Source organism: Pontibacter pamirensis (genome assembly GCF_010015475.1).
GTDB classification, from domain to species: Bacteria; Bacteroidota; Bacteroidia; order Cytophagales; family Hymenobacteraceae; genus Pontibacter; species Pontibacter pamirensis.
Genome location: NZ_SSNI01000092.1, coordinates 1 through 3,296, shown reverse-complemented (window position 1 = coordinate 3,296; position 3,296 = coordinate 1). Strand labels below are relative to the sequence as shown.

General features: G+C 53.1%; 2 protein-coding genes and 2 pseudogenes. 3 read left to right on the top strand and 1 reads right to left on the bottom strand.

Annotated elements, in window-relative coordinates:
* The 3 genes and pseudogenes from E1919_RS26980 to E1919_RS26970 form a co-directional block, all read left to right on the top strand.
* Positions 1-570, top strand: a pseudogene (locus E1919_RS26980) (TonB-dependent receptor); the annotation flags it as partial.
* An 8-nt stretch (positions 571-578) separates the two neighbouring features.
* Positions 579-1,067 (top strand): thioredoxin family protein, encoded by a 489-nt coding sequence (locus E1919_RS26975; protein WP_162056500.1) that lies wholly within the window; start codon positions 579-581, stop codon positions 1,065-1,067.
* Positions 1,068-1,244: 177 nt separating this feature from the next.
* Positions 1,245-2,237, top strand: coding sequence for a DUF1259 domain-containing protein (locus tag E1919_RS26970; RefSeq protein ID WP_317168278.1), 993 nt, complete (start codon positions 1,245-1,247; stop codon positions 2,235-2,237).
* A 228-nt stretch (positions 2,238-2,465) separates the two neighbouring features.
* Here E1919_RS26970 and E1919_RS26965 read toward each other — a convergent pair.
* A pseudogene (locus E1919_RS26965) lies at positions 2,466-3,296 on the bottom strand (hypothetical protein); the annotation flags it as partial.

Below are 3,296 nucleotides of genomic sequence, written 5' to 3'. Positions count from 1 at the left end.
CTCCGGGGCCATGCCGTCACGCAGGGCCTCACCCTGAACATGGACGTGGAGCTGCTCAACGGGCTGAAAATGCTGGCTGGGGGAACGTACATGGATGTGTACACGAAAGAAGCGGAAGAGGGGGGCGACATAGAAAAGCAGCGGCAGGTGCTCACCGAGAGGTGGACCGGGACTTGGGCTGTAACCTATAAAATAACACCTTTGAACCTGGGGATTGATTACACAGGGAACCTGTACGGGCCCATGCGCCTGCCTTTGCTGGGGGAACTTGACCCGAGGCCGGAATATTCTCCCTGGTGGAGCATCCAGAATATTCAGTTCACCTGGGGCAGCCCTGGCGGAAGGGTGGAGGTTTACGGCGGCGTGAAGAACCTTCTTGATTTCACACCGGCAGCCTACAGCATCGCAAGGTCCCATGATCCGTTTGATAAGGAGGTTCAGTTTAACGGAAACGGGCAGGCAGTGCCAACTCCAGGCAACCCTTACGCGCTGACTTTCGACCCCGCTTATGTGTACGCGCCCAACCAGGGCATCAGGGGTTTTCTGGGAGTGAGGGTAAACATCAGGTAAGGGCGGCTATGAAGAGATTTCTTTTAGTTATGGTGCTGGTTGGAATCACTATACTACAGTTCCAACCGGCAGTTGCACAGCCAAACTCTTTCGCGTTCGGGCAACTGGAAAGCCTGCAAAAAGCAGAGAGAAGGCCAGTGGTTGTATTTATTTCCACGGACTGGTGCAGGTACTGCTCAAGGATGAAGCTCAGTACGTTCCGGGATGAGCAGGTGGTGAAACTGCTGAACACAAGTTTTTACTTTGTCTTCCTGAACGCAGAAGAGAAAAACGATATATCTTTTCACGGCCATACTTTCAGGTACAGGCCGACAGGCAATGGTACAGGCGTGCATGAGTTGGCTGAGCAGCTCGGAAGCGTAGACGGGCGACTGTCCTACCCTACGCTTTCTGTGCTGAACGCAGAAATGGAAATTATCTATCAGCATGGAGGCTATCTCTCGGCCAAAGAACTTTCGACTTTACTTGCTTTGGTGAAGAAAGAGCAACAGAAATAAATCTTACAGGACCAGCAAAAGCAAGGACTTTGGTGTAAAGTTTAGTGATAAAACTAATCCTAATGCCTTGCAGTTAAATTATTTTGGCGCATTAGCTGCCATGCTCGTATATGCTGAAGTGGTGCCGATTCCTGAGATGCCAAGTAAACTAATTCTTACCTGAACTAACATATAACGATGAAACCATTCTACCTCAACCGCCGGCAGGTGCTGCGCACTACAGCCCTCATTGGCGCTGCCAGCTTGTTCGACATGAGGTACGTGCTGGCGGCTGCAGAAGCTAAGCAAAGCGCGAAGACTCCCCCTCTGAGTGCGCAGGAGATTACGGCCATTGAGGCTGCGCTGGGTAAGAAGGGAAACTACAATGAGGCGCAGGCCACCCTCAATATTTCACTGCCGCGAAACGACCTGAAGGTAAAGATAAAGGGAGAAGAGGTGCCTACCTCCTTCGGCTTTGGGGGCTGGGTTGCCTTTAAGAAAGCACTGGACGGTAAGTCCACTGTGCTGATGAGCGATACGGTGCTGCTGCAGGAGGAAGTGAACCCGCTCATCTCGGCGGCACACGCGAATGGGCTGGAGGTAAGCGCTATCCACAACCACTTCTTCTACGAGGAGCCCCGCATCTTCTACATGCACGTGCACGGGGTAGGGGAGCCGGCAGACCTAGCCCGGAAATATGCCGCCACCATCAGGGACAGCAAGCTATACCCGGCGAATCAGCCGAAAGCAGCAGGCAGTAAGGAGCAGCCGGCAACGGCAAGGTTCGACATACCTTCGCTGGATAATATTGTCAAACACAAGGGCAGTGTCAACGGGCCGACCTATAAATATACGGTGGGGCGGGATGACCTGACTATAAAAGCAATGGGAGCAGAGCTTACGGCGGCCATCGGGCTAAACTCCTGGGCCTCCTTTGCCGGCACTAAAGACAAGGCGCACATAGCCGGAGACATTGCCATGCTGGAGCATGAGGTGAATCCTGTCATCAAGGCGCTGCGGCAGAACGGGCTGGAGGTAGTGGCCCTGCACAACCACATGCTGGGGGACGACCCGCGTATGATCTTCCTGCACTACTATGGAAAAGGGCAAGCGACAGATTTAGCCAAGGGCTTTCGGGCAGCACTCAACGTGCTGGGCAAAGAAAAGCCAGGTATACCGATGAGGCACTAATAAGCCTTGGCTTCTATATATTTCACCGGGTTATCATAAAAGACGTTATAGAACAAGGAAGGCTCCCGTGATGAGGAGCTTTTTTTTGTTATAGCCCATAAGCCAGATTATATTAAATAAAAGGGCAAAAGCAAGGTAAGCCAACCTTGCTTTTGCCCTTTTATCGCCTTCTGTTCAAGCTAAGCCACTGGTTTAGCCTTTACCAGTATCAAAGAGTGACTAAGCAATTCATTTCGTTTTTGTTACTCTCCAGACCATGCCTGTTCCCCTGTCGAATTCTATCGGGAAATGCCCCTCCGCAATACGCTTCAGGCTTGTTCGCTGAGAACCAAAATCAACAACATACATAGCCCCGTCCGGACCGAACTTTACATCGTACGGCCTTTCGATTCCCTCTCCAAGTTCGCCCTGCTGAGAGCCAGGACCTACTTTCTCGTTCTGGATAAAAGCGTGCACGGTGTTTTCACCACTGCCGCTTGTCTCTATCCGGGCAATGCGGTTGCCTGCGAACTTATCCCTCATCGGGTTGGTGATCCACTGGAAGTCCCCGTACTCCGGCACAAAAAGGTGGTCGGCATAGTCCCCCCAGCCCTCAGGCGCAACATCAGGCTTTGAGGGGGAGGAATTCACTTCATGCAGCCCCAGAATCAGCGATGTGTCCGGCTGCTCCAGCCCGCTCGCCTCATGGTCAATGAGAAAGTGCAGTTCCTTTGCCACCCTTTCCCTGCCTTTGTAGGTAGGCGGTATGGCCGAGCTGCTGGGCTTGAACCTGGCATCGGTCACAGGGGAGAAGTTAGCCGCAAAATCAGGCCAGCCGTACCAGGCGCCTTCTCTCACCCGGTAGGTGCCGTCGTGGTAATCGTTGATGGGCCTGCCGGCGGCGTTGTCATAACCATTTACCGCGATAAACAGCTCATTGTCCCTGTTCCATGCGATTCCTATGGCATTGCGGAAGCCCCAGGCATAGGGCTGCACTGTCGCCTCTGCATTCTCCGGGTCGAACACCAGGATGGTGCCTCCCGCTTTTCTGCTGCCCTTGACTACCTGGCCCGGTTCTGT